A 26,406-nucleotide genomic window follows, 5' to 3' on the forward strand; every position below is an offset into this window, starting at 1 on the left:
TGCGCGCCGCGTGCCGCTAAGCGGCCAGAATGATGTTTCCGGGAGAAACCCCATGAATGCGCCCGTCCGTCCTGCTCCGCGCACCGTGCGCCTCGCCGCCGCCGACAACGTGGTGGTGTCGGTCGATCCCATCGAGCAGGGGGCGGTCGTAGAGGGCGTGACGGCGCGGGCCCGCGTGCCGCGCGGTCACAAGATGGCGACGCAGCCGATCGCCAAGGGACAGCCGATCCTCAAGTTCGGCCAGATCATCGGCTTCGCATCCTCCGACATCGCGCCCGGTGACTGGGTGCACGAGCACAATGTCGAGATGCATGCCTTCGCCCGCGACTACCGCTTCGCGGAGGATGCGAAGCAGGAGGACATCCTGCCGGTCGCACTGCAGGCGACGTTCGAGGGCTTCCGCCGCGCCAATGGCAAGGTCGGCACGCGCAACTACATCGCCATCCTGACCTCGGTGAACTGCTCGGCGACGGTCGCCCGCTTCATGGCCGAGGAGATCAACCGCTCCGGTATCCTGAGGGACTATCCGAACATCGACGGCGTCATCCCGCTCGTGCAGGGCGGCGGCTGCGCCCTCGACGTGAAGGGCGAGGGCTACGAGGTTCTCAAGCGGACCCAGTGGGGCTATGCGACGAACCCGAACGTCGGCGGCGTGGTGATGGTGGGGCTGGGCTGCGAGGGCTTCCAGATCCCGCGCTGGAAGGAGGCCTACGGCGTCGGTGAGAGCGACACCTTCCGCACCATGACCATCCAGGAGACGGGCGGCACGAAGAAGACGGTGGCGGCCGGGGTCGAGGCGATCAAGCACATGCTGCCGATCGCCAACGCCGTGAAGCGCGAGACCTGCCCGGCGTCCGAACTCATGCTGGCCCTGCAGTGCGGCGGCTCGGACGGCTATTCGGGCATCACTGCCAACCCGGCGCTGGGCGCCGCGGTCGATGAGCTCGTCCGTCACGGCGGCACGGCGATCCTGTCCGAGACGCCCGAGATCTACGGCGCCGAGCACCTGCTCACCCGCCGCGCCGCGACGCGCGAAGTCGGCGAGAAGCTCGTCTCCATGATCGAGTGGTGGGAGGATTACACCGCCCGCAACAAGATGGAGATGAACAACAACCCGTCTCCCGGCAACAAGCTCGGTGGCCTGACCACGATCCTCGAGAAGTCGCTCGGCGCGGCCGCCAAGGGCGGCACGCGCACGCTGTCAGGGGTCTTCCACTACGCCGAGCCGGTCGACGCCAAGGGCTTCGTCTACATGGACACGCCCGGCTACGACCCCGTGGCGGCGACGGGCCAGGTGGCCGGCGGGGCCAATGTGCTCGCCTTCACGACGGGCCGCGGTTCGGCCTATGGCTGCAAGCCGACGCCCTCGATCAAGCTCGCCACCAACAGCGAGATCTACCGCCGCATGATCGACGACATGGACATCAACTGCGGCGACATCCTCGACGGCGTGTCGATCGAGGAGAAGGGCAAGGAGATCTTCGCCAAGGTGTTGGCGGTGGCCTCCGGCGAGCGCTCCAAGTCCGAGGACCTGGGCTACGGCGACGCCGAGTTCGTGCCCTGGCAGATCGGCGCGACGATGTGATGTGATGGATTGAGCTGAGACCTTTCAGCTCATTCCATCTCGCAACTCTCCGGTCGTCCTGCCCGGGCTTGGCCCGGGCATCCACGACTTTGCCGGGGCCGTCCTCAAGTCGTGGGTGGCCGGGCCGAGCCCGGCCATGACGGCTGAGAGATTGATGCGAGCTGAACAGGTGCCCGTTAGACCTCGTCGTCGTCGGTCATGAACCCGCCCGACTGGCGCCGCCACAGGGTGGCGTAGTGGCCGCCGAGCGCGAGCAGTTCGGCGTGGGTGCCCTGCTCGACGATGCGGCCGCGGTCCATGATGACGAGCCGGTCCATGCGGGCGATGGTGGAGAGGCGGTGGGCGATGCCGATCACCGTCTTGCCCTCCATGAGGTTCTCCAGCTGCTCCTGGATCGCGGCCTCGACCTCGCTGTCGAGGGCCGAGGTGGCCTCGTCCAGGATCAGGATCGGCGCGTTCTTCAGGATCACGCGGGCGATGGCGATGCGCTGGCGCTGGCCGCCGGAGAGCTTCACGCCGCGCTCGCCGACATGGGCGTCGTAGCCGCGCCGGCCGGCCCAGTCCTCGAGCTCCAGGATGAACTCGTGCGCGTGGGCCTTGCGTGCGGCGGCCTCGACCTCCTCGGGCGTGGCGTCCGGCCGGCCGTAGCGGATGTTCTCCAGGATCGAGCGGTGCAGGAGCGAGGTATCCTGCGTCACGACGGCGATCTGCGCGCGGATGCTCTCCTGCGTGGCGAACTGCACGTCGTGGCCGTCGATCAGGATCTTGCCCTTCTCGAGGTCGTGGAAGCGCAGCAGCAGGTTCACCAGCGTCGACTTGCCGGCGCCCGAGCGCCCGACGAGGCCCACCTTCTCGCCCGGCTTGATGTCGAGGGTCAGGTCCTCGATCACGCCGCTGTCGCGGCCGTAGTGGAAGCTGATGTGGTCGAACGTGACCGCACCCTTGCTGATCGGCAGCGCCACCGCGTCCGGCCGGTCCGTGACGCGGATGGGCTTGGCCACCGTGTCCATGCCCTCGTGCACGGTGCCGAACTGCTCGAACACGGACGTGATTTCCATCGCGACGCGGCCGGCGGTCGAGGAGAGCTGCAGGGTGAGCGGCAGGGCGGTCGCCACCATCTCGATGCCGATCTCGCCGCGCTGCCAGAGCGTCAGCGCGATCGCGCCCGTCGCGACCAGGAGCCCGCCCGACAGGCAGGCCAGTCCCATGGTGAGGCTCGTGAATCCGCGCATCTGCACGCGCATCATGCGCGTGTGCCGGTCCAGCGACTTGCGGACATAGTCGTCCTCGAGCTCGCCATTGGCGAAGAGCTTCACCGTGAGGATGTTGGTGTAGCTGTCGACGATGCGGCCCGTCAGGGTGGAGCGCGCATAGGCGATGTCGGTCGACGCCTTGCGGATCTGCGGCACCAGCCAGCGCAGCAGCAGCACGTAGCCGACGGCCCAGCCGAGGATCGGAATCATCAGCCGGACGTCCGCCCGCCCCAGGACGATGAGGCTCGTCAGCGCCAGGGCCGCCATGTAGAGCACGACGGAGATGATCGACACGACGCTGGCGCGCAGCGCGTAGCCCGTCTCCATCACGCGGCTCGCGATGCGTCCCGCGAAATCGCTCTGGAAATAGCCGATGCTCTGGCGCACCACGTGGATGTGGCTTTGCCAGCGCGTGAGGTTGGTGAGCCCCGGCATGACCGACTGGAACTGCACCATGGCGTGGATGCTGACCACGGCCGGGCGCACCACCAGGACCGTGGCGGCCATCAGCGCCAGGACCGGCCAGGCCTTCTCGAAGAACGCCGCGCGCTCCTCGTGCGCCACGAGATCCACGAGCTTTCCGATGAAGGCCGGCACCGCGGCGTCCAGCAGGGCGAGGCAGATGCCGAGCACGAGCAGGGCGACCAGAGATCCGCGGACCTGGCCCGCGAAGTGCCAGATGAAGCGGCCGAGCCCCTGCGGCGGCGCACCGGGAGCCGGAATCGCCGTGGGCAGGATCAGGCTTTCGAAATAGCGGAACATGGGGGGCTCGAAGCGCACTGGCCGGCGCGAGCCCGGGAGACTAGGCGAGCCGTCCCGCCACGGAAAGATGGGCGCGTGCATTCGCGGAGCACTGTTGCATGGCGAGCATGCATGCCTCCCGCTCGGGCACTTCCCGGCGACCCGCGCGTTCAAGCTCCCCAGGAAGGAGAACGATCATGGCCAATGCGAGCAAGAAATCGATGGGCGTGGGCGGGCATGGCAAGGGCGCGGGCGTCGGCGCCATGACGGATGTGCCCAAGGATCTCGTCGAGGAGAACATGGTTCTCTCCAACCGGGACAAGAAGTCACACGGGCCGGAGCGAGGGCTCGACGGCAAGGGCACGCAGATCGAGCAGCTGCAGGACACGGCGACGAACCGCGAGGACGACGGGAAGCTTTGAGCTTCAAAGACCTCGTTCCACCTGCATCTGCAGGCTCACTCACCACGTCCTGGCCGGGCTCGGCCCGGCCATCCACGACTTCGCGACGGCCCCGGCAAAGTTGTGGGTGCCCGGAGCAAGCCCGGGCATGACGCTCGGAGGGTCGGCGGCCTTTGTCGGAAGGCGTCGAAAGGCACCCGGCGCAGTAACGTCAGTCCGGCAGGACCGCCGTGGCCTGGATTTCCACCAGCGCCTCGTCCTCGACGAGCGCCACGACCTGCACGGCGGCCATGGCCGGGAAGTGCCGGCCGATGACCTCCTTGTAGGCGCGGCCGAGTTCGCGGCGCTTGGCGATGTAGTCCTTCTTGTCGACCAGGTACCAGGTCATCGACGTGATGTGCTCGGGCCCGGCACCGGCTTCCGCCAGCACGGCGACGATGTTCTCGAGCGTCTGGCGCGTCTGGCCGACGAGGTCCTTGTGCTCGAACTGGCACTGCGCGTTCCAGCCGATCTGGCCGCCGACGAAGATGGTGCGTCCGCGCGCGGCGACGCCGTTGGCGTAGCCGATGGGCTTGGCCCAGCCTTCCGGCTGCAGGATGGTGTGGACGGGCTCGACGGCGCCGTGGCCGTTGGACGTCTTGTCGGTCATCGCGTTCCCCCGTCGCGCAGCAGTTCGCGCGCGATGATGAGCTTCTGGACTTCGGTGGCACCCTCGTAGATCCGCAGCGCGCGGATCTCGCGGTAGAGCCGTTCGACGATTTCGCCGCTGCGCACGCCGCGTCCGCCGAAGAGCTGGACGGCACGGTCGATCACCTGCTGGGCGGTCTCGGTGGCGGTCATCTTCGCCATGGCCGCCTCCTTGGTGGTGGGCAGGCCCTGGACGTCGCGCCGCCATGCGGCCCTGACGATGAGCAGCGCGGCGGAATCGATGCCGGCCGCCATGTCGCCGAGCGCCGCCTGCGTCAGCTGCAGGTCGGCGAGCCGGCCGCCGAACATCGGCCGCGTGCGGACATGGCCCAGCGCCTCGTCGAGCGCCCGCCGGGCGAAGCCGAGCGAGGCGGCGGCGACCGAGGCGCGGAAGATGTCCAGCGTGCGCATGGCGATCTTGAAGCCTTCGCCGGGCGCCCCGATGAGGTGGCTCGCCGGGATCCGGCAGTTCTCGAAGCGGATGCGGGCCAGCGGATGCGGCGCGATGACGTCGATCCGCTCGGCGATCGAGAAGCCGGGGGTGTCCGCGAAGACGACGAAGGCCGAGATGCCGCGGGTGCCCGGGGCCTCGCCGGTGCGCGCGAACACGGTGTAGACGTCGGCGATGCCGCCGTTGGAGATCCAGGTCTTCTCGCCGTCGAGGACGTAGTGGTCCCCCTCGCGCCGGGCCGCGCAGGCCATGGCGGCGACGTCGGAGCCTGCCTCGGGCTCGGAGAGTGCGAAGGCCGAGATCATCGCCCCCTCGCCGACGGCCGGCAGGACGCGCTTCTGCAGGTCGGGATGGGCGGCGAGGCTGATGGCGCCGGTGCCGAGGCCCTGCATGGCGAAGGCGAAGTCGGCGAGCCCGTCGGCATAGGCGAGCCGCTCACGCGCCAGGCACAGCAGCCGCGAGTCGAGCACCGGCCGGGCGCCGCCGAAGGCCTCCGGCACGCAGGGCGCCAGGAAGCCGGCTTCGCCGAGCCGCGTCACCAGCGACTTGCAGGCCCCGTCCGTGTCGCCGTGATCGACGCCGGCCAGCCCGCCCTCGGCGATCCAGTCATCGAGGCGCTTGGCGAAGGCGCGGTGCTCCGGGCCGAAGAAGGGCCAATCGAGATGGGAGGCGTCCGGGCGGCCCGTCGTGTCGATCATGGCTGCAGACCTTGCACGTCAGTTGCCCTCGAAGGCGGGCTTCGCCTTGGCGGCGAAGGCTTCGAAGGCGCGGCGGAAATCCTTGGTCATCATGCAGACGGCCTGGGCCTGGGCCTCGGACTCGATCATCTCCTCGATGCCCATGGCCCATTCCTGGTTCATCATGGTCTTGGTGATGCCGTGGGCGAACCAGGGGCCGTCGGCGAGCGAGCCGGCGAGCTTCTGGGCGGCGGGCAGCAGGTCGGCCGGCTCGTGCATCGTGTTGTAGAAGCCCCAGGCGTGCCCTTCCTGGGCGCTCATGGCGCGGCCCGTGAACAGCAGTTCGGCCGCCCGGCCCTGGCCGATGATGCGCGGCAGGATCCCGCAGGCCCCCATGTCGGCGCCGGCGAGACCGACGCGGGTGAACAGGAAGGCCGTCTTGGCGGCTGGCGTCGCCAGCCGCATGTCGGACGCCATGGCCAGGATGGCGCCGGCGCCGGCGCAGATGCCGTCCACCGCCGCGATCACCGGCTGCGGGCAACGGCGCATGGCCTTGACCACGTCGCCGGTCATGCGCGTGAAGGCGAGCAGGTCCGGCATGCTCATGCGGGTCAGCGGCTCGATGATCTCGAACACGTCGCCGCCCGAGCAGAAGTTCCCGCCCTCGCCGGTGAGCACGATGGCGCGGACGTCTGACGCGTAGGCGAGGTCGCGGAACAGGTCGCGCAGTTCGGCATAGGACTCGAAGGTCAGCGGGTTCTTCTTGTCCGGCCGGTTCAGCGTGAGGGTCGCCACCCGTCCGCTCGCATCCGACTCCCAGCGGAAATGCCGGGCGGCATAGTCGCGGAAGGGGCGCAGGTGGTCGCGCATCGTGTCCATGTCAGTCGTCCTTCATTCCGTCCGGTCGGTCACGACCGTTAACCTGCCATGACTTCGCCGCCGGCCACCACGATGGCCTGCCCGGTGATCGATGCGGCGCCGTCGCCGACGAGCCAGAGGACGGCGTCGGCCACCTCCTCGGGCTTCACGAGACGGCCCTGCGGATTGCTCCTGGCCAGCGCCGCGCGGGCCTCCTCGGCACTGCGGCCGGTCTTCGACACGATGGTGTCGACGGCGCCGTCGAGCAGCGGCGTCTCGGTGAAACCCGGGCAGACGGCGTTCACCGTGACCGGACTGCCCGCGACCTCGGCGGCCAGCGCCCGCACGGTGCCGATGACGGCGTGCTTGGCGGCCACGTAATGGGCCACGTAGCCGTAGCCCTTGAGACCGGCGGTGCTCGCTACGGCCACGACGCGCCCGCGGCCGCGCTTCACCATGCCCGGCAGCGCGGCCTGCATGCACAGGAAGGCGCCGGTCGCGTTCACCGCGAGAGCCTGGTCCCAGGCCGCGCGGTCGATGCGGGTGTAGGGCGCGCTCGGCGCGGCGCCCGCATTGGCGATCAGGATGTCGATCGGCCCGCGCTCGGCCTCCGCCGCGGCGAAGCCGGCCCGCACGGATTCGCCGTCCGTGACGTCGATCGGCACGCAGCCGTGCGGGGCGGGCCCCGGGAGGCCCGCAAGGGTCCCCTCGAGGCGGGCGATGGTCCGGCCGGCGAGCGTCACCGTGGCGCCGGCCTCGGCCAGCGCCCTGGCGATGGCCGCGCCGATGCCGCTGCCACCACCCGTGACGAGCGCGTGCCGGCCCGCGAGCTTGCCGCCCTCGCTCATTTGGGCGCCGTCGCGGCGCGGGCGAGGTTGGACTCGTACTGACCGCGCGCCGAGCGGTACTGCTTCGGCCAGGCGACGCCGCCGAAGCCGATCTTGGCCGCCTCGTGCAGCGTCCAGGCGGGATCGGCGAGATGCGGCCGGGCGATGGCGCACAGATCGGCGCGCCCGGCGGCGATGACCGAGTTGGCGTGGTCAGCCTCGGAGATGGCGCCCACGGCGACGGTCGCGATGCCCACCTCGTTGCGGATGCGGTCGGAGAACGGCGTCTGGAAGAGGCGCCCGTAGACCGGCTTCTCCTCCTTCACCGTCTGGCCCGACGAGCAGTCGATGAGGTCGGCGCCCGCGTCCTTGAACATGCGGGCGAAGACCACGGCGTCGTCCGGCGTGTTCCCGCCCGGGGTCCAGTCGTGGCAGGACAGGCGCACGCTGATCGGCTTGTCGGCCGGCCAGACGGCGCGAATCGCCTTGAACACCTCGAGCGGGTAGCGCGCCCGGTTCTCGTGCGAGCCGCCGTACTCGTCGGTCCGCGTGTTGGTGAGCGGCGAGAGGAAGCTCGCCATCAGGTAGCCGTGGGCGGCGTGGAACTCGAGGATGTCCACGCCGATGGCGGCGGCGCGCTTCGCGGCGTTCACGAAGTCGTCCTTCACCCGGTCCATGTCCTGGCGGGTCATGGCGCGCGGCACCTGGCCGTGCGGCAGGTAGGGCAGGGCGGAGGCGGCGATCAGCGGCCAGTTGCCCTCGGGCAGAGCCTCGTCGATGCCGTCCCAGGCCGCGCGGGTCGAGCCCTTCCGGCCGGCGTGGCCGAGCTGCAGGCCGATCTTGGCCTCGCTGTTGGCGTGGACGAAATCCACGATCCGCTTCCCGGCCGCCTGCTGCTCGTCGTTCCACAGGCCGAGGCACCCGGGCGTGATGCGCGCGTCGGCGGAAACGCAGGTCATCTCGCCGAAGACGAGCCCGGCCCCGCCCATGGCGCGGCTGCCCAGATGCACCATGTGGAAGTCGTTCGGCACGCCGTCCTTGGCCGAATAGACCGCCATCGGCGACACCACGATGCGGTTCTTGAGGGCGAGGCCGCGGATGGAGAAGGGCGTGAACATCGGCGGGGGAGGCGAGGCTCCGGCCGCTACAGGGACGCCGGAATGGCCGGCGAACCAGCGCTCGTAGCCTTCCAGCCACGCCTTGTCGCGCAGGCGCAGGTTCTCGTGGCTGATGCGCTGCGAGCGGGTGAGCAGCGAGTACATGAACTGCTCGGGCTCGAGCCGGTCGCAGTAGCGGTCGCCCGCCACCTCGAACCACTCCATGGCGTTGCGCGCGGCGTTCTGGATGCGCGCCACGTCGACCCGGCGCACGTCCTCATAGGCCTCAAGCACGGCCGGGATCTTGTCCGTCGTGTCGCCCAGCGTCTTGAACTGGCGCACGAGCTCGATGGCGTCCTCGAAGGCGAGCTTGGTGCCCGAGCCGATGGCGAAGTGGGCGGTGTGGGCGGCGTCGCCCATCAGCACCACGTGGCTGCGGCCGTTGAAGTGGGACCAGCGGTCGCAGATCAGGCGGTTGAAGTTCAGCCAGGCCGACCCGCGCAGGTGGCGCGTGTTGGTCATCAGCTTGGCGCCGCCGAGCACGTCGGAGAACAGCTTCTCGCAGAAGGCGATCGACTGCTCCTGGTCGGCCGTGTCCAGGCCGTGCGCCAGGAACGTCTCCTCCGTGGTCTCGACGATGAAAGTCGAGGTCTCCTCGTCGAACTTGTAGATGTGCGACTGGAACCAGCCGTGCTCGGTCTTCTGGAAATCGAAGGTGAAGCTGTCGTAGATCTTGTTGGTGCCGAGCCAGATGTAGCGGTTCGGGCGGACCAGGATGTCCGGCTTGAAGACGTCGGCGTACTTGATGCGGACCTTCGAGTTGACGCCGTCCGAGGCGATGACCAGGTCCGCGTCGGGGAAGTCGAGGTCGCTGTCGACCTCGGTCTCGAACAGGAGCTCGACGCCCAGTTCCTCGCAGCGCGCCTGCAGGATGTTGAGCATGTGCTTGCGGCCGATGCCGACGAAGCCGTGCCCGGTGGTGCGCATGGCCTTGCCCTTGATGATGACCTCGATGTCATCCCAGTGGTTGAAGGCCTGCTCGATGTCCGCGGCGGACTTCGGGTCCCACTGCCGCATGTTCTCCATGGTGGCGTCGGAGAACACCACGCCCCAGCCGAACGTGTCGTAGGGGCGGTTGCGCTCCACCACCGTGATCCGGTGGTCCGGGTTCAGGAGCTTCATCAACAGGGCGAAATACAGGCCGGCGGGGCCGCCGCCGATACAGACGATGCGCATGGGTAGTCTCCTCAACCCGGGATGTGGCCGCTCGCGCGCTCGCGCAGAACCGACCGGCGTAGCTTGCCGGTATCGGTCCGGGGCAACTCAGCCACGAACTCCACCGACCGGGGGTATTTGTAGGGAGCGATTTCTCGCTTCACATGGTCCTGGAGCTCGGTCGCCAGCGACGCATCGCCGCTGAAGCCGTCGGCCAGGATGACGTAGGCCTTCACGATCATGCCGCGCTCGGGATCGGGCTGGCCGACCACGCCGCATTCCTTCACGGCGGGATGGGTGAGCAGGGCCGCCTCGACCTCCGGCCCGGCGATGTTGTAGCCGGCCGAGATGATCATGTCGTCGTTGCGCGCCTGGTACCAGTAGTAGCCGTCGGCGTCGCGGACATAGGTGTCGCCGGTGATGTTCCAGCCGTCGCGCACATAGACCGTCTGGCGCTCGTCGGCGAGGTAGCGGCAGCCGGTAGGGCCGCGCACGGCGAGGCGGCCGGGTTGCCCGTCCGGCACGTCGTTCATGGCGTCGTCCACCACCCGGGCCTCGTAGCCCGGGACGAGCCGGCCCGTGGCGCCGGGCCGCACGTCCTCCTGGGTGGAGCCGATGAAGATGTGGAGCATCTCGGTCGCGCCGATGCCCTCGGTGATCTTCAGGCCCGTCGCTTCCAGCCACGCCTCGTAGATGGGCTTGGGCAGCGTCTCGCCCGCCGAGACGCAGATGCGCAGGCTGGAGATGTCCCGGCCCTGCAGCATCGGGATCATGGCGCGGTAGGCCGTGGGCGCGGTGAAGGAGATCGTGGCGCGGAACGTCTCGATCCCGGTCAGGAGGTCGGGCGGCGACGCCTTCTCCAGCAGCACGGTCGAGGCGAAGGCGCGCAAGGGGAACAGCACCAGCCCGCCGAGCCCGAAGGTGAAGGCGATCGGCGGCGACCCGATGAAGCGGTCGTCGGGACGGGCACGCAGGAGGTGTCGCGCATAGCCGTCGCAGATCGCCAGCATGTCGCGGTGGAAATGCATCGTGCCCTTGGGCACGCCGGTCGTGCCCGAGGTGAAGCCGATGAGGCAGACGTCGTCGGCCGCCGTGTCGCAGGCGTCGAAGTGGTCGGAGGCCGCGGCGGCCAGCGTCTCGAGGCTGTCCGCCCCGCCGTCGCCGAAGGGGACGATGCGGGCGATCACCGGGGCCATCTCCTGGCCCTTGCGCATGTCGTCCATGAGGCGGTGGTCGCACACCGCGAGCCCGATCTCGGCCTTGTCCGCGATGGCCGCGAGCTCGCGGCCCCGCAGCAGCGGCATGGTCGCCACGACGATCCCGCCGGCCTTGATGACCGCCAGATAGGTCGCGACCATGATGGGGTTGTTGGGCGCCCGCAGCATCACCCGGTGGCCGGAGACGAGGCCGAAGCGGTCGACCAGGACGTTGGCGATGCGGTTCACCTGCCCGAGCAGCTCGGCATAGGTCCACTGCGTGTCGGGCGAGAGGATGCACGGCCTGTCCCCGTGGCCCGCCGCGACGGCGTCGTCGAGAAAGGCCACGGCGCAGTTGAGGCGCTCGGGATAGCGGTATTCGGGCCGATCGAGCAGGAAGACGGGCCATTGCTCCCGCGGCGGGAGACGGTCCCGCGCGAAGCTGTCCCGATGCCCGGATGCCGTCGTCATCGATCCTCTCCGCCTCACCGGCAGCCTTCGAAGCGCGGCCGGAACCGATCCGAGATATTTAACATGTAAAATAATTCCCGGGCCGCGTGTCAAGGCCCGCGACCGCCCGTTGACAGGTCTGGAATTATTTCATTCCCTAACTGGATACGATATGCGGTTTCGCCGCACGGGGTGATTTGGCAAGGCGCCGCAAGGTGCGGCGAGGTGTCCGGGGGACGCCGGCCAGGCGCCCCGCAACAGGACCCGAGGATGGCCGCCATGGACCGCCGCAACGCGCGCAACGACGAAGCCCTGCGGCATGCCCGCCCGCAAATCCAGGACCTTTCGACCGAGAACATCGCGGAGCTCGCCGTGCGCGCCCGCCAGCTCGGCGACGTGATTCCCCTCTGGTACGGCGAGGGCGACCTGGTCACGCCGCCGTTCGTCCGTGACGCGGCGAAGGCCGCGCTCGACGCGGGCATGACCTTCTACATTCCGGACATGCACGGCTACCAGCCGCTCAACGAGGCCATCGCCGACTACCAGTCGCGCGCCCATGGCCGGCCGATGGAGCGCAAGCGCTCGACCGTGACGCCGGGCGGCATGCAGGCGCTGCTCATGGCCATGGAGCTCATCGCCGACATGGGCACCAACGTGGTCTATGTCGAGCCGCAGTGGCCCAACATCCGCAACCTGATCCACCTGGTCGGCGCCGAGGCCCGGCCGGTGTCGCTCGACTATGTCGACGACGACTGGAAGCTGGATCTCGACAAGCTGTTCGCCGCCTGCGACGCCCGCACCCGCGCCATCGTCTTCTCGACGCCGGCCAACCCGACGGGCTGGGTGGCGTCGCGCGAGGAGCTGCAGGCCATCCTCGACTTCGGCCGCCAGCGCGGCATCTGGATCGTCTCCGACGAGGTCTACAACCCGCTGTGGTTCGGCGAGGGCGAGACGGCGCCGTCGATCCTGTCGATCGCCGACGACGAGGATCTCGCGATCTCGGTGAACAGCTTCTCGAAGGGCTGGGCCATGACGGGCCTGCGCTGCGGCTGGCTCACCCATCCCCTCAGCGTCGCCCCGCAGGTGGCGCAGATGACCCAGCTGATGAACAGCGGCACCTCCGGCCCCATCCAGGCGGCGGCGCACGCGGCCATCACGCAGGGGCACGAGCTCGTCGCGACCATGCGCGAGCGCTGCCGCAAGGGCATCGATCACGGCTACGAGGCGATGGGCGGTTTGTCGCGGGTCAGGCTGCCGAAGAAGGCCAAGGGGGGCATGTACATCTTCTTCTCCCTGCCCGACACTCCGAACGCGCGCGAGGCTTGCATGCAGGTGCTCGAATCGTCGCGCGTCGGCCTGGCTCCGGGCTCCATGTTCGGCCAGCCGTCGTCCAGTTTCCTGCGCATCTGCATCGCTCGCGATCCGGCCCAGCTCGAAGTGGCGTTCGATCGGCTCGCGAAGGCACTGGCGTAGGGAAGTCGGTCCGGCGCATGCTGCGCCGGTCATGCAAACCGGTCCAACCGGGAGGGAGAGGGGAATGAAACTTCTGGCACGTCGCGCGGTCCTGTGGGCCGCCACCCTGGCTTTCGGCGCCGCGCTCGCCGGTCCCGCGCTGGCGCAGGACAAGATCGTCGTGGGCGCCTACCCGGCCAACCCGCCGTGGCAGTTCAAGAACGAGAAGGGCGAGTTCGAGGGCTTCGAGATCGAGATGGCGAAGGAGATCGCAAAGCGTCTCAACATCGGCATCGAGTTCCAGGATTCGGGCTTCCAGGCGCTCTTCGCCGCCACGAGCTCGGGCCGCATCGACATGGCGATGGCCTCGATCACCATCACGCCGGAGCGCCTGAAGAGCCAGTCCTTCACGCAGGCCCACTATGACAGCGACCTCGGCATCGCTTCGCAGAAGGCCAAGCCCATCAACAGCGCGGAAGAGCTGAAGGGCAAGACCATCGGCGTGCTGTCGACCTCGACCGGCGACAAGTGGACCAAGGAGAACCAGGCCAAGTACGGCGTGGCCACCATCCGCGGCTACAACCAGCAGACCGAGATGCTCCTCGACCTCGCCGCCGGCCGCGTCGACGGCGTGGTGAGCGACATCCCGGGCATGGAGTTTTCCTTCGTCAAGATGAAGGACCTCGCGGTCACCGCCCGCATCAAGACGGGCGAGCAGTACGGCCTGATGATGAAGAAGGGCCATCCGCTCCTCGAGAAGGTCAACACGACCATCACCGCGATGAAGAAGGACGGCACGCTGGGCGCGATCCACAAGAAGTGGTTCGGCACCGACGCCCCGGCCGACAGCTCGACCATGCAGGAGCGCCCGCTCCCCAAGGAGTGAGTGCCTCCGCCGCGCTCTGAGTTTGGGCGTCCTTCGACACGGCCGCGTTGCGGCCTGCTCAGGATGAGGAAACTGGTTGTTGTGCTTCAACAACGGGCCTCATCCTGAGCAGCCGCCTGCGGCGTGTCGAAGGACGCAGGCTCATGGTTCAGCTCGGCTTCCCTGACGTGTGCAGGAGTCCCGCCAGGCGGCTCCATCCTTGCATGGTCCGCGGTGCTTGCCGCCGGAGCCCTCCATGACGCTGCTCGAGACCTTCTTCAATCCCGAGGTGCTGCTCAGCAGCTTCCCGGCGCTCCTGCGCGGCCTCGTGACCACGCTGACGCTCGGCATCCTGTCGATCATCTGCGGGACGATCGTCGGGCTCCTCGTCACCCTGTTCCGGCTCTACGGGCCGCGCCCCCTGCGGCTTGCCTGCGTCGTCTACGTCGACGTGTTTCGCGCCCTGCCCATGCTGGTGGTGCTGATCGTCATCTACTACGCGCTGCCGTTCGTCGGCATCCGCCTGTCGGCCTGGACCTCGGCGATCATGGGCCTCTCGGTGGTGCTGTCGGCCTATTCGTCCGAGGTGTTCCGCGCCGGCATCGAGGCGGTGCCGAAGGGGCAGTTCGAGGCCGCCGAGGCGCTGGGGATGCACTTCCCGCTGGTGCTCTACAAGGTCGTGCTGCCGCAGGCGATGAAGATCGTCATCCCGCCGCAGACCAGCAACTTCGTCTCCATCTTCAAAGACACCTCGCTCGCCTCGGTCGTCGCCCTGCCCGAACTCCTCAAGGAAGCGCAGGACGCGCAGGCGCTCAACGCCAACCCCACGCCGCTGATCGGCGCCGCGCTGGTGTATCTCGTCCTGCTCTGGCCGCTGGTGCGGCTGGTGGGGTGGCTGGAGACCCGGGCCCAGCAGCAGAAGTCGCGCTGACGATCCTCCCCCTGTGCCATGCATTGCGCCGGTTCAGATCTGCGTGACCGGTATGGCCGTTTCATTGATGCGGCCGGCAGCGCTCACTAGTCTGGGCTCACGTGAGCCGGCGCACGCCCATGGGGACGCGCGGGTCGGTCCGCACGGCAATGAACCAGAAGGCCGCCGGCCTGAACGGCGGTCATGGGCGAGGAAACGGCAATGGCCAGGCTCAAGGTCAATGGGCGCGTTCACGACGTGGACGTGCCGGAATCGACGACCCTCCTCTACGTGCTGCGCAACGACATCGGGCTGAACGGTCCGAAGTTCGGCTGCGGGCTCGACCAGTGCGGCGCCTGCACCGTGACGGTGGGCGGCTCGGCCGCACGCTCCTGCCAGATCACGCTGGCCGACGTGGGCGAGAAGGAGGTCCTCACCGTCGAGGGGCTCGGCACCATCGACAAGCCGAGCAAGCTGCAGCAGGCCTTCATCGACGAGCAGGCGGCCCAGTGCGGCTACTGCGTGCCCGGCATGATCATGAAGGCGAAGGCACTGCTCGACTTCGATCCCAAGCCCACCGAGGCCAAGGTCCGCAGCGCCCTGAACGAGAACCTCTGCCGTTGCGGCGCCCACAACCGCATCGTTCGCGCCGTGCTGCGCGCCTCCAGGGAGGCCTGAGCCATGAACGACATCACGCTGACCGACGCCGTCTTCGGCGCGCCGTCCCGCCGTTCCATGCTGAAGGCCGGCGGCTTCATCGCGCTGGGCTTCAGCCTGCTGGGGCCCGAGGCCTTCGCCCAGCAGCAAGGCAATGCCAACCTCCAGGGCGATCTCAAGCAGTGGCCGAAGATCAGCTCCTGGCTGCGCATCAACGCCGACCAGACGGTGACGCTGCTCGTCGGCAAGGTCGAACTCGGCCAGGGCATCCTGACCGCGGTGAGCCAGCTCTGCGCCGACGAACTCGACATCGACATCAAGCGGTTGAAGCTCATCTCCGGCGACACCGCGCTCGTGCCTGATGAGGGCGTGACGGCAGGGTCCTTCTCCATGCCCAACTGCGGCACCGCGGTGCGGCAGGTCTCGGCCGAAGCCCGCGCGCTCCTGCTGTCGCTGGCCGCCAAGAGCCTCGGGACCGAGGCCGCGACGCTGAAGGTGGCCGACGGCAAGGTGACCGCGCCCGACGGCAAGTCCGTGACCTACTGGGACCTGGTGAAGGGCCAGGAACTCGAGGTGCAGGCCTCCGGCACGGCGGCCATGAAGCCCGCCTCCGAGCGCCGCTACATCGGCAAGCCGTTTGGCCGTGTCGACATCCCGGCCAAGGTCACCGGCACGGCGATCTACGTCCATGACTACCGGCCGGCCGGCATGGTGCACGGCCGGGTGGTGCGTCCGCCGGCAGCCCGGGCGAAGCTCGCAGCGATCGATGCCGCGGCCGTCGAGTCGATGCCCGGCGTGATCAAGGTCGTGCGCGACGGCAGCTTCCTCGGCGTCGTGGCCAGGCGCGAGGAGCAGGCGCTGGCCGCCGCCTCGAAGCTCAGCCAAGTGGTGAAGTGGGACGTGGAGACCGGCGGCCCGACCAGCGAGACGATCTACGACTGGCTGCTGGCCACGCCCAGCAAGGACACGGTCATCAAGGACCAGAAGCGCAGCGGCGGCCCCGCGCCGGCGGCGACGGTCGAGCAGACCTACAAGCGCCCCTACCAGATGCACGGCACCATCGGGCCGTCGACGGCCGTCGCCACCTACGATGCCGCGGGGAGCCTGCTCATCCAGACGCACAGCCAGTCGGTGTTCGAGACCGGCACGGCCATCGCCAAGATGTTGGGCCTGGAGCCCTCGAAGGTCCGCTGCCAGCACATGCAGGGCTCGGGCTGCTACGGCCACAACGGTGCCGACGACGTGGCGGCCGACGCCGCGCTGCTGGCGCGCGCCGTGCCCGGCACGCCGGTGCGCGTGCAGTGGTCGCGCCGGGACGAGCACAAGTGGGAGCCCTACGGCTCGGCCATGCTGCTCAAGGTGAAGGCCGACGTGGACGCGGACGGCAACATCCTCGACTGGACCTACGACCTGTGGTCGACCTCGCACGGCGTGCGCCCGTCCGGCCAGGCGGGCAACATGCTGGCGGCGGGCTACCTCGAGAAGCCCTTCGAGCGCCCGGTGCCGGTCAACGGTGGCCCGCCCAACTACGCGGCGGACCGCAACGCCATCGCCCTCTACGAATTCCCCGGGCAGAAGGTGACGACGCACTTCATCACGCAGATGCCGGTGCGCGCCTCCTCGACGCGCGGGCTGGGCGCCTACGCCAACGTCTTCGCCATCGAGAGCTCCATCGACGAGCTCGCGGCGCGGGCCAAGGCCGACCCAGTCGAGTACCGCCTGCGCTACCTGAAGGACCAACGCGGCCGGGACGTGCTGACCAAGGCGGCCGAGGCTTTCGGCTGGTCGAAGTGGGAGAAGAAGGCCGGCCATGGGCGTGGCATCGCCTTCGCCCGCTACAAGAACCTCGCCGCCTTCACGGCGATCGCCATGGAGGTCTCGGTCGACCCGTCGGATGGGTCGATCAAGGTGCTGCGGGCCACGATCGCCAACGACTCCGGCGAGATCGTCAACCCGGACGGCATCGCCAACCAGCTCGAGGGCGGCTTGATCCAGTCGCTCTCCTGGTCGCTCAAGGAGGCGGTGAAGTTCGACGGCGAGGGCATCCGCAGCAGCGACTGGGAAGCCTATCCGATCCTTACGTTCGAGGAGGTCCCGCACGTCGACATCGTGCACATCGACCGGCCCAACGCGCCGTTCCTCGGCACCGGCGAAGCCTCCCAGGGGCCCACGGCGGCGGCGCTCGCCAACGCGATCTTCGACGCCTGCGGCGTGCGCTTCCGCGACCTGCCGTTCACGCCGGACCGCATCAAGGCGGGTCTGCCGGCCTGACGGACTGCAACACGGGGAGCCGGGCCCTCGGTCCGGCTCTCCATTGTTTTTCTGATACCCTCCGAGCGTCATGCCCGGGCTTGGCCCGGGCACCCACGACTTGCGCTGCTGGGCCGAAGTCGTGGATGGCCGGGCCGAGCCCGGCCAGGACGACGGAGAGGGTGAGCAAAGCGACTGCCCACCTTTGAGGCGCTCGCACCACCGCAGGCTGCCCCTCTCATCGTCAACGCAGTATGTCGTTGATGTGTGTCAATGCAAGTTGACACACGCGGGTGTCCGCTGGGCCATTCTCCTCCGGCCCAGGTGCACCCCATGCGCATCCTCTTCATTCACCCGAACTACCGCTCCGGCGGAGCCGAGATCGCCGGGGCCTGGCCGCCGGCGTGGGTCGCGTACCTCACGGGTTCGCTGAAGAACGCGGGCTTCACCGACGTCAGCTTCATCGACGCCATGACCAACGGCATCGAGGAGGATCGCCTGCGCGAGATGATCGCGGCGGCGAACCCCGACGTGGTCGGCACGACGGCGATCACGCCGTCGATCTACAAGGCCGAGCGGGTGCTGCAGATCGCCAAGGAGATCAAGCCGGACGTCGTGACGGTGCTCGGCGGCGTGCACGCGACCTTCATGTACAAGCAGGTGCTGGCCGAGGCGCCCTGGATCGACGCCATCGTGCGCGGCGAGGGCGAGGAGATCATGACCGAGCTCGCCCGCTGCATCGACGACGGGCGCTGGCCCCGGGATCGCCAGTCCATCAAGGGGCTCGCCTTCATCGAGGACGGCAAGGTGATGGCCACGCAGGCCGCGCCCACCGTCAAGAACCTCGACGCGATCTCGCCCGACTGGAGCGTGCTCGACTGGTCCAAGTACATCTACATCCCGCTGGGCGTGAGGGTCGCGATCCCGAACATGGCGCGCGGCTGCCCCTTCACCTGCTCGTTCTGCAGCCAGTGGAAGTTCTGGCGCGACTACCGCATCCGCGACCCCAAGAAGGTGGTCGACGAGATCGAGGCGCTGAAGCGCGACCACGACGTGGGCTTCTTCATCCTCGCGGACGAGGAGCCGACCATCAACAAGAAGAAGTTCGTCGCCTTCTGCGAAGAGCTGATCAAGCGCGAGGTCAACATCCTGTGGGGCATCAACACCCGCGTCACCGACATCCTGCGTGACGAGGACCTGCTGCCCTTCTATCGCAAGGCCGGTCTCATCCACGTCTCGCTGGGCACCGAGGCCGCCGCGCAGCTGAAGCTCGACCTGTTCAACAAGGAGACGACGATCGCCCAGAACAAGCGGGCGGTGGAACTGCTGCGCAACGCCGGCATCGTCGTCGAAGCCCAGTTCATCGTCGGCCTCGAGAACGAGACGGCAGAGACGCTGGAAGAGACCTACAAGATGGCCTGCGACTGGAAGCCGGACCTGGCCAACTGGTCGATGTACACGCCCTGGCCGTTCTCCGACCTGTTCAACGACCTGGGCGACAAGGTCGAGATCTTCGACTTCGAGAAGTACAATTTCGTCACGCCGATCATCAAGCCCGAGGCGATGGACCGCGGCGAACTGCTCGACCGGGTGATGAACAACTACCGCCGCTTCTATATGAAGAAGGCGCTGTTCTCCTATCCCTGGGCCGGCAGCGGCGAGCGGCGACGCTATCTGCTGGGCTGCCTCAAGGCGTTCCTCAAGGCGGGCTTCGAACGCAAGTTCTACGACCTCGGCAAGGTCGACTACTGGGGCCCGCAGTCGCGCAAGAAGGTCGACTTCCACTTCGACAAGACGCGGACGAGGCCGGACCCCGACAAGGTCGAGTGGCAGACCACCCACAACCGCAAGCCCAAGCCGGCCCAGTCGCCGGAACAGCTCATGGCCTGCGGCGGCAGCCACGAGCAGATGGAGGACGACGCGCCTCCGCCGCGCCCGGGACTGCGCGTGCCGATCGTGCACGCGTCGCGCGGCGGAGACGACCGGCCACAGGCCTGATCGGGGGCGTCACGGCCGCGCCTGCCGGGAGACTGCGTCATGAACAAGCCGCTGCGACACCACGAGACGCGGCCTCGGACCGGCCGCATCGGCCCGAACGCGGTGACGCGGGTCGCCGAAGCCCTGGCCGGCGACCCGGACCTGCGCCTCGCCGTGTTCCGCCGGGCGGGCTGCCTGCGCCATCTCGCCGCGCCGCCGACCGCCATGGTGGACGAGCACGACGTCGCGGCCCTGCACGAGGCGCTCCACGTCCTTGCGGGAGAGGAGCGCGCGGCAGCGATCTCGCGGGAAGCCGGACGCCTGACCGCGGACTATCTGCTGGCCAACCGGATCCCGCGGGCCGCGCAGTGGATCCTCCGGCGCCTTCCCCGCCGGCTGGCCCTGCGCATTCTCGCCCGCGCGGTCGCACGCCATGCCTGGACCTTCGCGGGCAGCGGGGTCTTCACCTACGCGTTCGAGCCCGACCTCGTGCTGCAGATCGAGAACTCTCCGGTCGCCAGGCTCGTGACGACGCACGCCCCCGCCTGCACCTACTACGCCGCCGTTTTCGAGGGCTTGTTCGCCGGAGCAATCGGCATGGCGGCACGTGTCACGGAAACGCACTGCGAGGCCTGCGGCCATGGGTCGTGCCGGTTTATACTGACAACCGTAGGTTAGAATCTAATTCAGGATTTTCCGCCATAACTCGTCGCGAAGTATAGCGACGGGTCCGTTTTGGAAAATATCAAAAACAATCTACCTAAGAATACAGGAAGCGCCTTGCCGTTTGCGGCGGCGCTCACGCTCACCTGCGTGCTGGCCACCGCCACGGCCGCCCTGGGCCTGACGCCATCGGAGGACGACCCGGTCGCCGTGATCGGCCTGTCCTCCGGGCAGGCGGACCTGGTCCGCGCCGTCGCGCAGGCGGGCGGATCGCTGGTGCGCACCGTCGGCGACAACGTCGCCGTGGCCCTGCCCGGCGGTCCCGATTTCGTGTCCCGTCTCCATGGCCAGGGCTACTGGCTGGTCGTCGATGCCGGGGCGTTCCCGGGGTGTTCCGTGGTGGCTCCATCAAGCCGAGGTCAAGATGTCCGATAGCACTCTCGAACAGCTGCGCCGGAAATTCGCCGGCCCCATGGTGGCGCTCATCTGGGTGGCGGCCATCGTGGCGGGCGTCGTGGCAACCCTCCTGGGCCGGTCTCCGGTCATGATCGCCACGGTCGCCATCGGCCTCGCCGTGCTGGCCACGGTCTTCTGGCGGATGTCGCCGACGGGAGACGCGACGCGCTGGACCTCGACCGTCGTCCTGCTCGCGCAGGTGGCCCTCCTCGTCCTGGCGGCGGAGGGAACGCACCTCCAGCCCGACATGCACATGGCCTTCTTCGCCGCCCTGGCGGTCGCCGCGGGATGGTGCTGCCCGCCCTCGATCGTGCTCGGCACGGTCTTCGTCGCGGTTCACCACCTCGTCCTGAACTTCGCCTATCCGGCCGCGGTCTTCCCGGACGGGGCCGACTTCGGCCGTGTGGTGATCCACGCCGTCATCCTGCTCATCGAGGCAGGAGCGCTGATCATGCTGTGCTGGAACCTCGGAAAGGCGTTCGCCAGCATGGACGCCGATGCGAGCCGCGTGCAGGCGGCGCTCGCAGCCCGCGAGGCCGCCGAAGCCGAGCGGCTGACGATGAGCAGCCAGGTCGATACCACCCGCGCCCAGACCGAGGACAAGGTGCTGGGCACCGTCGGCGCCATCGTCGCCGCCGCGAAGGCCGGCGACTTCACGGTCCGGCCCGAGATCCCCCCGGAGCTCGGCCGGTTGGGCACCCTGGTCCAGGGTCTCAACGAGATGACGACGTCCATCGACAGCGCCAACACCGAGTTCCTGCGCGTCCTGAACGCGCTCAGCGAGGGCGACCTCACCCAGGAGATCAAGACGGCCTATCCCGGCCGCTTCGGCGAGTTGCGCGATGCCGTGAACCACACGATCGAGCGCCTGTCGACCACGATGTCCTCGATCCAGGGCACGACCCGGGACGTCGCCGTGTCGGCCCGGCAGATCCGGGCCGGAGCCGACGATCTCTCGGGCCGCACCGAGGAGCAGGCGTCCTCGCTCGAGGAGACCGCCGCCACGACCGAGCAGCTGGCGGCGTCCGTGAAGGCGTCCGCCGCATCGTCCCGCCAGGCCGTCGACCTCGCCGAGGAAGCGATGAAGGTGGCGCAGGACGGCGGTGCGATCGTCACGCAGGCGGTCGACGCGATGACCCGGATCGAGCAGGCCTCGCAGAAGATCACGGACATTACCTCCGTCATCGACGACATCGCGTTCCAGACCAACCTCCTCGCCCTCAACGCCGCCGTCGAGGCGGCGCGGGCCGGCGAAGCCGGCAAGGGGTTCGCGGTCGTGGCGTCGGAGGTCCGCACTCTCGCCCAGCGGTCGTCCGACGCGGCCAAGGACATCTCGGCGCTGATCGGCTCGTCGACCCAGGAGGTCGGAGAGGGCGTGAAGCTCGTGCGGTCCGCCGGCGAGGCGCTGGGCAAGATCGTCGGCGCATCGCAGCGGGTGGCCGACACCGTGACCGAGATCTCGACCGCCTCGGCCGAGCAGGCCAACGGCATCGACGAAATGAGCCAGGCCGTCGCCCACATGGACGACATGACCCAGCAGAACGCCGCGCTGGCCGAGGAAAGCGCGGCCTCCGCCGGGGCCATGGAGTCGCAGATCCAGCACCTGGACTCCCTGGTCGCGAGTTTCCGGACACGCTACGCCGCGCCCGTGAACCGCGCCGTCGCCCCGACCAGCGAGCCGGACCGGCTGCGCAAGCTGGCCAGCGAGGCCTTCAGCGCGGCGCGCCCCGGCGCCGCCGCGCCGCCGGCCGCCAAGGTCGCCGCAACCAGGCCCTCGCCGCCCCGGTCCTCGGCCCCCAAGCCGGGCCCGGCCCGCGCCGCGGCGGGCGGGCGGCCGCAAGGCGGCTGGGACGAGTTCTGACGCGAACCCGGAACGGCCTCCCGCAGCGGACGTTGAGCGGCTCCACGACCGTGGAGCCGTCATGTCCGGCAAGAGCTTCGACCCGCCTGGCCCGCGCGCGGTGCATCTGTGCATCGACATGCAGCGCCTGTTCTCGGACGACGGCCCCTGGCCCACGCCGTGGATGGAGCGGGTCCTGCCGGTGGTGGCCCGCCTGGCCGAACGCGCGCCCGAGCGGACCGTGTTCTCCCGCTTCATGCCCCCGCACAGGCCCGAGGATCGTCCGGGCCGCTGGCGCGCCTACTACGAGCGCTGGCGCGACGCCACGCTGGACCGGCTCGATCCCGCCCTGGTCGACCTGATGCCGGCTCTCGCCAGGCTGGCGCCGCCGGCCGAGGTGTTCGACAAGCCCACCTACTCCGCGTTCGCGGACGGCCGGCTCCATCGCAGGCTGTCGGCGCGGGGCTGCGACACCGTGGTCGTGTCCGGCGCGGAGACCGACATGTGCGTGCTGGCGACGTGCCTGGGTGCCGTCGACCTCGGATACCGCGTGATCGTGGTCACCGACGCCGTGTGCTCCTCGTCCGACGAGGGGCACGACAGCCTGCTGGCGCTCTATGCGTCGCGCTTCAGCCTGCAGATCGAGACCGCCACCTGCGACGAACTCCTCGCGGTCTGGCCGGCGCGGGACGGTTGAGCCGACTGGCCGCCGCCGCGCCGGCGTGTGCGTTTGCGCACAGCGGGCCGCCTCGATGTGCGGCATTCTGGAAGCATCAGACGACGTCGCGTAACCTCCCAACGTCCTGGACCCGCCGCGGCCCGAACCCGGCGGGTCATTTGTATCGGAACCTGCGAGGACCTGACCCATGGCGCGATCGGAATGGGGACGTGCGGCCGCCTTCGAGACGGATGCCGGGATCCAGGGAATCGCCGACAGCGACATCCACATGTCGCGTCTCACCGGAATGAGCCCGGCCGACATCGAGCACTTCCGCATCTTCACCATCCGCGAGGCGCTGCTCATCATCGTGCGGTGCCCCAAGCGGCAGGCCCGCTATTTCCAGGGCCACGTCCCCGCAAAGCCGCTGGTCGTGAAGCAGAAGTCGAACGAGGAAGGCCTCGTCGAGATGCCGGACGGCAGCCTGCGCGTCTCCGACTACGACCTGATGTGCGTCTACCGGCTCGCCGGAGCAAACAGCTACGAAAAGATCTTCTTTTCGGGCGTCGACCCGAAGAACCCGCGCAGCGCGCTGATGGCCGAGGCCAAGGAGATCATCCGCAAGCTCAATTCCAAGGTCGGCCTGCAGTCGAAGATCCAGCACGGTGCCCAGGACGATTTCAACAACCCGAAGAACCCCGGCGTGAAGCCTGCCGGCGGGTCCGGGCGTCCCGACCGTTTCGTCGCCTTCAACCTGGGCGATGTCACCTACCTCGCGGAACCCAACGAGGCCCGAGCCTATTATTCCAGGCATGGCCTGCATTGGCCGTACGACGACGGGGGCCGCCACACCGGTGGCGTTTCCTGACGCCCCATGCCCCGGGACGTGCGCAAACGCACCGCAAAGAGGCCAAGGTTTGAGGATCATCATCCCGTCACTTGAATTCGCGTAACCTCCAAATCCCTTCCGACCCGCCGCGGCCCGAACCCGGCGGGTCATTTTTTTGTCGCGTGCTGTCGAAATGCCGGCGGCATGGGTGTCATCGCGGTATCCGGACCCATGGCGGGGCCGGACACCGTGAGGAGAGTCCCCCATGTCCATGGCAAGCTTCGCGTCCGACGCACGGCGCGGCCGGTCCCGTCCCGCAATCGTCCTGTTCGCCTCCGCCGCGCTCGGCGTCGCCTGGAACGTCTTCGGGCTGGAGCGTTTTTCCGCGACGTCGTTCGCCTCCCGCGACGAACTCATCGCGCAGGGCCTGTCGGCGGCCCAGGCCACGCTCTATGTTGGGTTGCCGGGATGGATGACGGCAGCCTTCGCGATCGGGGTGCTCGGCGGTCTCGCCGGCAGCATCCTGATGCTGATGCGTCGCCGGTGGGCCGTGCCGGTGCTCTCGGTCTCGCTCGCGGCCTATGTCGCCCTGTTCACCGGCGACTGGGTGCATGGCGTGTTCGCCGCCTTCCCGGGCCAGTTCGCGATCCTGTCCACCGTCGTGGCGATCGCCGCGGGTCTCCTGGCCGTCGCCGTCCACGCGCGACGCCACGGCCTGCTGCGCTGACCGGCGACCCGAACCAACGACAGACAAGGGGAATCCAGACCATGCAGTACATGCTGATCCTGAACGAGACGGCCGAGGAATTCGCCAAGCGCAACCATCCGCAGCAGGCGGCCGAGTACTGGGGAGGCTGGAACGCCTTCATCGGCGCCATGGCGGCGGCAGGCGTCATCGTGAAGGGCGACGGGCTTCTCGGCCCCGAGACGGCCACCACCGTGCGGCTGCGCGACGGCCAGCGACAGATCCAGGACGGCCCCTTCGCCGAAACGAAGGAACAGCTGGGCGGCTACTTCGTGATCGAGGTGCCGGACCTGGACGCCGCCATCGCCTGGGCCCTCAAGGCGCCGTCGGCGGCCTATGCCTCGGTCGAGGTGCGGCCCGTGCTCGTGATGCCGGCACCGCCCGCGGCCTGACGAATGGACGCCGGGCAGACAGCGCAGGACGTGGCGAGGCGGTCCTATGGCCGCCTCGTGGCGATGCTGGCCGCGCGCGGGACGGGCCTGGCGGCGGCCGAGGACGCCCTCGCCGACGCCTTCGCGGCGGCGCTGGCCACCTGGCCCGCGCGGGGCATTCCCGCCAATCCCGAGGCCTGGCTGGTGACGACCGCCCGCAACCGGCTGGCCAACACCCGGCGGTCCCGGCGCGTGTCGGAGGCCGCCACGGGCGAGATCCTGATGCGCCTGGGAGACGCGCAGGCGGCATCCGACTTTCCCGACGAGCGCCTGAAGCTCCTCTTCGTCTGCGCCCATCCGGACATCGACCCGTCCATCCGCACGCCCCTGATGCTGCAGACGGTGCTGGGGCTCGACGCCGCCCGCATCGCCTCGGCCTTCGCGGTCCAGCCCGCGGCGATGGGGCAGCGCCTCGTCCGGGCCAAGGCCAGGATCGGCGCGTCCGGGCTGCGCTTCGAGGTGCCGGACGTGGCCGACCTCGACCTGCGCGTGGCCGACGTGCTGGAGGCCATCTACGGCGCCTACGGCACGGGCTGGGATGCCATCGCGGGGGCGGACGGCGACGAGAAGGGCCTCTCGGGCGAGGCGATCTATCTGGGCCGTCTGGTGGCGGCCTTGCTGCCGGACCATCCGGAGCCCAAGGGACTGCTCTCGCTCATGCTGTTCTGCGAGGCGCGGCGGCCGGCCCGCTTCGATGCCGCGGGCGCATTCGTGCCGCTCGCCGCCCAGGATGCCCGGCGGTGGACCCGTGACCTGATCATCGAGGCCGACGCCCTGCTGACGCTCGCGTCGAAGGCCGGCCGGTTCGGACGCTTCCAGTGCGAAGCGGCCATCCAGTCCGTGCACGTCCAGCGCCCGATCGTCGGCCACCTGAACCACGAGGCCATCGGGCTCCTGTACCGGATGCTGGTGGCCCACGCGCCGACCCTCGGCAACAGGGTGGGCCAGGCCGCCGCCACGCTGGACGCCGGCGATCCGGCCCGCGCCCTGGACCAGCTCGACGCCATCGAGAGCGACGGCAAGGAGCGCTACCAGCCCTATTGGGTGACGCGTCGTGCCTGCCTCGAGGCACTCGGCCGGCCGGACGAGGCGGGCCAGGCGCTCGAACGGGCCATTGGGCTGACCGAGCACCCGCGGCTGCGCGCCTATCTCCTCGCCTCCGCGCGACCCACCACCGAAGGCGTTGACCGCGCCGGTTGACCCCGTCCACCATGGCGGCCCGACAATCGGAGATG

At 69.1% G+C, this 26,406-nt stretch carries 23 protein-coding genes; 16 read left to right on the forward strand and 7 right to left on the reverse strand.

Features of this window, described 5'->3' with window-relative positions:
* The first annotated feature begins 52 nt into the window (after positions 1-52).
* Complete coding sequence (locus Q0Q47_RS09400; protein ID WP_293857894.1) at positions 53-1,585, forward strand: UxaA family hydrolase; 1,533 nt, start codon at positions 53-55, stop codon at positions 1,583-1,585.
* A 176-nt stretch (positions 1,586-1,761) separates the two neighbouring features.
* Here the strand turns inward: Q0Q47_RS09400 and Q0Q47_RS09405 are convergent, their stop codons facing one another.
* Complete coding sequence (locus Q0Q47_RS09405; protein WP_293857897.1) at positions 1,762-3,600, reverse strand: ABC transporter ATP-binding protein; 1,839 nt, start codon at positions 3,598-3,600, stop codon at positions 1,762-1,764.
* 176 nt (positions 3,601-3,776) lie between these two features.
* Here Q0Q47_RS09405 and Q0Q47_RS09410 point away from each other — a divergent pair, with 176 nt between their 5' ends.
* Positions 3,777-4,001 carry a hypothetical protein gene (locus Q0Q47_RS09410; RefSeq protein WP_293857900.1) on the forward strand — a complete coding sequence of 75 codons (225 nt, stop codon included), beginning with the start codon at positions 3,777-3,779 and terminating at the stop codon, positions 3,999-4,001.
* A 190-nt stretch (positions 4,002-4,191) separates the two neighbouring features.
* Here the strand turns inward: Q0Q47_RS09410 and Q0Q47_RS09415 are convergent, their stop codons facing one another.
* From Q0Q47_RS09415 to Q0Q47_RS09440, 6 genes are read right to left on the reverse strand one after another with little or no spacing between them, the layout of a single operon-like run.
* The gene (locus tag Q0Q47_RS09415; RefSeq protein ID WP_293857903.1) at positions 4,192-4,629 is read right to left on the reverse strand and encodes a RidA family protein; all 438 of its coding nucleotides are present in this window, start codon (positions 4,627-4,629) and stop codon (positions 4,192-4,194) included.
* Entirely contained in the window at positions 4,626-5,816 is a 1,191-nt protein-coding gene (locus tag Q0Q47_RS09420) for an acyl-CoA dehydrogenase family protein (RefSeq protein ID WP_293857906.1), read from the reverse strand. Before Q0Q47_RS09420 ends, Q0Q47_RS09415 begins: the two co-directional genes overlap by 4 nt.
* Before the next feature lie 18 nt (positions 5,817-5,834).
* Positions 5,835-6,674, reverse strand: coding sequence for an enoyl-CoA hydratase family protein (locus Q0Q47_RS09425; protein WP_293857909.1), 840 nt, complete (start codon positions 6,672-6,674; stop codon positions 5,835-5,837).
* Positions 6,675-6,712: 38 nt separating this feature from the next.
* Entirely contained in the window at positions 6,713-7,501 is a 789-nt protein-coding gene (locus Q0Q47_RS09430; RefSeq protein WP_293857912.1) for an SDR family NAD(P)-dependent oxidoreductase, read from the reverse strand.
* Positions 7,498-9,813, reverse strand: coding sequence for a bifunctional salicylyl-CoA 5-hydroxylase/oxidoreductase (locus Q0Q47_RS09435; RefSeq protein ID WP_293857915.1), 2,316 nt, complete (start codon positions 9,811-9,813; stop codon positions 7,498-7,500). Before Q0Q47_RS09435 ends, Q0Q47_RS09430 begins: the two co-directional genes overlap by 4 nt.
* Before the next feature lie 11 nt (positions 9,814-9,824).
* Positions 9,825-11,459, reverse strand: a complete 1,635-nt coding sequence (locus tag Q0Q47_RS09440) for an AMP-binding protein (protein ID WP_293857918.1) — start codon at positions 11,457-11,459, stop codon at positions 9,825-9,827.
* 258 nt (positions 11,460-11,717) lie between these two features.
* Between Q0Q47_RS09440 and Q0Q47_RS09445 the strand changes: the two genes are divergently transcribed.
* The 14 genes from Q0Q47_RS09445 to Q0Q47_RS09510 all read left to right on the forward strand — a co-directional run bounded on the left by Q0Q47_RS09445 (position 11,718) and on the right by Q0Q47_RS09510 (position 26,371).
* A complete protein-coding gene (locus tag Q0Q47_RS09445; RefSeq protein WP_367278228.1) occupies positions 11,718-12,911 on the forward strand; it encodes a pyridoxal phosphate-dependent aminotransferase in 1,194 nt (397 codons plus the stop codon).
* Positions 12,912-12,975: 64 nt separating this feature from the next.
* Positions 12,976-13,776, forward strand: a complete 801-nt coding sequence (locus tag Q0Q47_RS09450; RefSeq protein WP_293857924.1) for an ABC transporter substrate-binding protein — start codon at positions 12,976-12,978, stop codon at positions 13,774-13,776.
* A gap of 235 nt (positions 13,777-14,011) precedes the next feature.
* A complete protein-coding gene (locus Q0Q47_RS09455; RefSeq protein ID WP_293857927.1) occupies positions 14,012-14,686 on the forward strand; it encodes an amino acid ABC transporter permease in 675 nt (224 codons plus the stop codon).
* A 201-nt stretch (positions 14,687-14,887) separates the two neighbouring features.
* Positions 14,888-15,343 carry a (2Fe-2S)-binding protein gene (locus Q0Q47_RS09460; RefSeq protein WP_293857930.1) on the forward strand — a complete coding sequence of 152 codons (456 nt, stop codon included), beginning with the start codon at positions 14,888-14,890 and terminating at the stop codon, positions 15,341-15,343.
* Between the two features lie 3 nt (positions 15,344-15,346).
* Positions 15,347-17,593 carry a molybdopterin cofactor-binding domain-containing protein gene (locus Q0Q47_RS09465; RefSeq protein WP_293857933.1) on the forward strand — a complete coding sequence of 749 codons (2,247 nt, stop codon included), beginning with the start codon at positions 15,347-15,349 and terminating at the stop codon, positions 17,591-17,593.
* A gap of 312 nt (positions 17,594-17,905) precedes the next feature.
* Positions 17,906-19,570 carry a magnesium-protoporphyrin IX monomethyl ester anaerobic oxidative cyclase gene (bchE, locus tag Q0Q47_RS09470; protein WP_293857936.1) on the forward strand — a complete coding sequence of 555 codons (1,665 nt, stop codon included), beginning with the start codon at positions 17,906-17,908 and terminating at the stop codon, positions 19,568-19,570.
* Between the two features lie 39 nt (positions 19,571-19,609).
* A complete protein-coding gene (gene bchJ / locus Q0Q47_RS09475; protein WP_293857939.1) occupies positions 19,610-20,227 on the forward strand; it encodes a bacteriochlorophyll 4-vinyl reductase in 618 nt (205 codons plus the stop codon).
* Positions 20,228-20,329: 102 nt separating this feature from the next.
* Positions 20,330-20,647, forward strand: coding sequence for a hypothetical protein (locus tag Q0Q47_RS09480; protein WP_293857942.1), 318 nt, complete (start codon positions 20,330-20,332; stop codon positions 20,645-20,647).
* Complete coding sequence (locus Q0Q47_RS09485) at positions 20,637-22,529, forward strand: methyl-accepting chemotaxis protein (protein WP_293857945.1); 1,893 nt, start codon at positions 20,637-20,639, stop codon at positions 22,527-22,529. The genes Q0Q47_RS09480 and Q0Q47_RS09485 overlap by 11 nt, the downstream gene beginning before the upstream one ends.
* Positions 22,530-22,590: 61 nt before the next feature.
* Positions 22,591-23,205: a cysteine hydrolase gene (locus tag Q0Q47_RS09490; protein ID WP_293857948.1), complete on the forward strand. Its 615-nt coding sequence runs from the start codon at positions 22,591-22,593 to the stop codon at positions 23,203-23,205.
* 169 nt (positions 23,206-23,374) lie between these two features.
* The gene (locus Q0Q47_RS09495) at positions 23,375-24,034 is read left to right on the forward strand and encodes a hypothetical protein (protein WP_293857951.1); all 660 of its coding nucleotides are present in this window, start codon (positions 23,375-23,377) and stop codon (positions 24,032-24,034) included.
* Positions 24,035-24,260: 226 nt separating this feature from the next.
* A complete protein-coding gene (locus tag Q0Q47_RS09500) occupies positions 24,261-24,722 on the forward strand; it encodes a hypothetical protein (protein WP_293857954.1) in 462 nt (153 codons plus the stop codon).
* Between the two features lie 41 nt (positions 24,723-24,763).
* Positions 24,764-25,132, forward strand: coding sequence for a YciI family protein (locus Q0Q47_RS09505; RefSeq protein WP_293857957.1), 369 nt, complete (start codon positions 24,764-24,766; stop codon positions 25,130-25,132).
* 3 nt (positions 25,133-25,135) lie between these two features.
* The gene (locus tag Q0Q47_RS09510; RefSeq protein ID WP_293857960.1) at positions 25,136-26,371 is read left to right on the forward strand and encodes a DUF6596 domain-containing protein; all 1,236 of its coding nucleotides are present in this window, start codon (positions 25,136-25,138) and stop codon (positions 26,369-26,371) included.
* Positions 26,372-26,406: the final 35 nt, after the last annotated feature.

The sequence above is a fragment of the uncultured Alsobacter sp. genome, assembly GCF_945952055.1.
Lineage (GTDB): Bacteria > Pseudomonadota > Alphaproteobacteria > Rhizobiales > Beijerinckiaceae > Alsobacter.

Bases quoted from the DNA above. Each gene is read 5' to 3' on its own strand.
- Q0Q47_RS09450 (WP_293857924.1), top strand. From the start codon at position 12,976: ATGAAACTTCTGGCACGTCGCGCGGTCCTGTGGGCCGCCACCCTGGCT.
- Q0Q47_RS09495 (WP_293857951.1), top strand. From the start codon at position 23,375: ATGGCGCGATCGGAATGGGGACGTGCGGCCGCCTTCGAGACGGATGCC.
- Q0Q47_RS09490 (WP_293857948.1), top strand. From the start codon at position 22,591: ATGTCCGGCAAGAGCTTCGACCCGCCTGGCCCGCGCGCGGTGCATCTG.
- Q0Q47_RS09485 (WP_293857945.1), top strand. From the start codon at position 20,637: ATGTCCGATAGCACTCTCGAACAGCTGCGCCGGAAATTCGCCGGCCCC.
- Q0Q47_RS09425 (WP_293857909.1), bottom strand. From the start codon at position 6,674: ATGGACACGATGCGCGACCACCTGCGCCCCTTCCGCGACTATGCCGCC.
- Q0Q47_RS09420 (WP_293857906.1), bottom strand. From the start codon at position 5,816: ATGATCGACACGACGGGCCGCCCGGACGCCTCCCATCTCGATTGGCCC.
- Q0Q47_RS09435 (WP_293857915.1), bottom strand. From the start codon at position 9,813: ATGCGCATCGTCTGTATCGGCGGCGGCCCCGCCGGCCTGTATTTCGCC.
- Q0Q47_RS09505 (WP_293857957.1), top strand. From the start codon at position 24,764: ATGCAGTACATGCTGATCCTGAACGAGACGGCCGAGGAATTCGCCAAG.
- Q0Q47_RS09400 (WP_293857894.1), top strand. From the start codon at position 53: ATGAATGCGCCCGTCCGTCCTGCTCCGCGCACCGTGCGCCTCGCCGCC.
- bchJ (WP_293857939.1), top strand. From the start codon at position 19,610: ATGAACAAGCCGCTGCGACACCACGAGACGCGGCCTCGGACCGGCCGC.
- Q0Q47_RS09460 (WP_293857930.1), top strand. From the start codon at position 14,888: ATGGCCAGGCTCAAGGTCAATGGGCGCGTTCACGACGTGGACGTGCCG.
- Q0Q47_RS09465 (WP_293857933.1), top strand. From the start codon at position 15,347: ATGAACGACATCACGCTGACCGACGCCGTCTTCGGCGCGCCGTCCCGC.
- Q0Q47_RS09510 (WP_293857960.1), top strand. From the start codon at position 25,136: ATGGACGCCGGGCAGACAGCGCAGGACGTGGCGAGGCGGTCCTATGGC.
- Q0Q47_RS09410 (WP_293857900.1), top strand. From the start codon at position 3,777: ATGGCCAATGCGAGCAAGAAATCGATGGGCGTGGGCGGGCATGGCAAG.
- Q0Q47_RS09445 (WP_367278228.1), top strand. From the start codon at position 11,718: ATGGACCGCCGCAACGCGCGCAACGACGAAGCCCTGCGGCATGCCCGC.
- Q0Q47_RS09440 (WP_293857918.1), bottom strand. From the start codon at position 11,459: ATGACGACGGCATCCGGGCATCGGGACAGCTTCGCGCGGGACCGTCTC.
- Q0Q47_RS09415 (WP_293857903.1), bottom strand. From the start codon at position 4,629: ATGACCGACAAGACGTCCAACGGCCACGGCGCCGTCGAGCCCGTCCAC.
- Q0Q47_RS09500 (WP_293857954.1), top strand. From the start codon at position 24,261: ATGTCCATGGCAAGCTTCGCGTCCGACGCACGGCGCGGCCGGTCCCGT.
- Q0Q47_RS09430 (WP_293857912.1), bottom strand. From the start codon at position 7,501: ATGAGCGAGGGCGGCAAGCTCGCGGGCCGGCACGCGCTCGTCACGGGT.
- bchE (WP_293857936.1), top strand. From the start codon at position 17,906: ATGCGCATCCTCTTCATTCACCCGAACTACCGCTCCGGCGGAGCCGAG.
- Q0Q47_RS09455 (WP_293857927.1), top strand. From the start codon at position 14,012: ATGACGCTGCTCGAGACCTTCTTCAATCCCGAGGTGCTGCTCAGCAGC.
- Q0Q47_RS09405 (WP_293857897.1), bottom strand. From the start codon at position 3,600: ATGTTCCGCTATTTCGAAAGCCTGATCCTGCCCACGGCGATTCCGGCT.